Annotated in this window: 2 protein-coding genes; one reads left to right on the top strand and one right to left on the bottom strand. The window is 73.5% G+C overall.

The genetic code is table 11. The annotated features are described in order from the left end of the window. Window positions 1-53: 53 nt before the first annotated feature. Entirely contained in the window at window positions 54-1,028 is a 975-nt protein-coding gene (locus ACFWEJ_RS28645; protein ID WP_377232548.1) for a helix-turn-helix transcriptional regulator, read from the bottom strand. Window positions 1,029-1,105: 77 nt separating this feature from the next. Between ACFWEJ_RS28645 and ACFWEJ_RS28640 the strand changes: the two genes are divergently transcribed. Next, window positions 1,106-1,555: an SRPBCC family protein gene (locus ACFWEJ_RS28640; RefSeq protein ID WP_377232547.1), complete on the top strand. Its 450-nt coding sequence runs from the start codon at window positions 1,106-1,108 to the stop codon at window positions 1,553-1,555. Window positions 1,556-1,588: the final 33 nt, after the last annotated feature.

Raw genomic sequence — 1,588 nt, 5'->3', positions numbered from 1 at the left:
GTTGCTTTGAGATCGGTCCATCGATGGACCGATCTCAAAGCAGCCGACCGATCTCACGACCCGGGGCCGTCAGGGTCAGGGGTCCTCACTGCAGCCGCCAGACGGTCCGCGAGCGTCGCGACCGCGGCCCGCAGCTCCGGGCCGTCCTCGACCCGGAAGGCGAACGGCACGCTCGCCAGCCACTCCTGCGCGTACATCGCGGGGTTGCGGGTGGTGCCCGTCAGCACGCACCGGTCCTCCCCGACGGCTTCGAGGCGCCCCATCTGCGCGCCGATCCACGGGGCGACGTCCGCGAGCGGCGCGTCGAACACGACGCGCGTGGTGAACTGCCAGCCGGTGCCGAGATGCTCCTCCAGCGTCGCGACGGGGTCGAGGCCGGCGGGCGGCTCGAACGGCCGGTCCGTGTGCTCGACGGCGAGGACCCGGTCCACGCGGTAGGTGCGCACGGCGTCGGCGCGGTGCGAGTGGCACAGGAGGTACCAGCGCCCGTACCGGACGACGACGGCCCAGGGGTCCACCTCGGCGACCCACTCGCTGCCGGACTCGCCGCGGTAGGTGACCAGCACGCGCCGTCGGGCGGCGACCGCGGCGACGAGCTCGCTGGTGACGGCGGTGTCCGGGCGGGCCGCGTACCGGTCCGGGGCCGCGGACGCGTGCTCGCGCAGGGTGGCGGCCTGCCGGCCGACGTCCTCGGGCAGCGCGCGGATGACCTTGCCGAGCGCGGTGCTGACGAGGTCGTCGGCCTCGGGGTGGCTGTCGAGCACGGCCATGACCAGGCCGAGCGCCTCGGTCTGCGTGAACGTGACCGGCGGGAGCCGGGTGCCGCGCCCGAGCCGGTAGCCGCCGTGCGGCCCCCGGGCCGAGGTGACGGGGATCCCCGCCTCCCGCAGGATCTCGACGTACCGGCGGGCGGCCCGCTCCGTGACGCCGAGCCGGTCGCCGAGCTCGTCCGCCGTCGTGCCCGGGCGCGTCTGCAGGATCTCCAGGGCGCGCAGCGCGCGGGCGGTGGGGCTGGTCTCGGACGGCACGTCTGCAGGCTAGACCTCGGCGAGCGAGTGGGCTGCGCCCGGGTGAGGGTGAAAAGACCCGACGGAAGGAGACGCTCGTGGCCAGCATCACGAAGTCGATCGACGTGGAGGTGCCCGTGCGCACCGCCTACAACCAGTGGACGCAGTTCGAGCAGTTCCCACGGTTCATGGAGGGCGTTCAGGAGATCCGTCAGCTGGACCCGACCCATACGCACTGGAAGACCTCGGTGGGCGGGGTCGAGCGCGAGTTCGACGCCGAGATCACCGAGCAGCACCCGGACGAGCGGGTCGCCTGGGCCAGCAGGACCGGGCCGCAGCAGGCCGGTGTGGTCACGTTCCACCGGCTCCAGGACGACGAGACGCGTGTCACGGTGCAGCTCGACTGGGCGCCGGAGGGCACCACCGAGAAGGTGGGCAGCGCGCTGAACTTCGACGACCGCCAGGTCCAGGGCGACCTCGCCCGGTTCAAGGAGTTCATCGAGTCGCGGGGCGGTGAGACCGGAGCCTGGCGCGGCGACGTGAGCTGACCGAAGGTTCGCGGCCGCGCGCCGGCGCAGGCC

Origin of the sequence: Promicromonospora sp. NPDC060204, from assembly GCF_042728455.1 — a bacterium.
Lineage (GTDB): Bacteria > Actinomycetota > Actinomycetes > Actinomycetales > Cellulomonadaceae > Promicromonospora.
The sequence above is the reverse complement of the archived record's forward strand: the minus strand, read 5'-3'. Positions and strand labels throughout refer to the sequence as shown.